This is a genomic window from Nocardioides mangrovicus, from assembly GCF_003674065.1.
GTDB lineage: Bacteria > Actinomycetota > Actinomycetes > Propionibacteriales > Nocardioidaceae > Marmoricola > Marmoricola mangrovicus.
On sequence record NZ_RDBE01000017.1, the window covers coordinates 1 to 296 of the forward strand.

1 protein-coding gene is annotated in these 296 nt (G+C 68.2%); it reads right to left on the reverse strand.

Translation table 11 applies throughout. The annotated features are described in order from the left end of the window. The coding region (locus D9V37_RS19975) for a methyl-accepting chemotaxis protein (protein WP_232525057.1) at nucleotides 1–296 on the reverse strand (296 nt) is incomplete at both ends.

Sequence of the window (296 nt, forward strand, 5' to 3'; positions counted from 1 at the left end):
GCGCCAGCAGGTTGGTCTGCTCGGCGATCGAGGTGATCACCTTGACCACGTTGCCGATCTCCACACTCGAGGTACCCAGCTTGCCCACCGACTCGTTGGTCTCATCGACCACCGTCACGGCCTGCGCAGCCACCCGGGCCGCCTCGTTGGCCGAGTGGGCGATCTCGCGGATCGAGGCACCCATCTGCTCGGCACCAGCAGCCAGCGTCTGCACGTTGCGCGAGACCTCACCGGCCGCACCCGAGACCACACCGGCCTGTACCGAGGTCTCCTCCGCACCGGCCGCGATCTGCTGG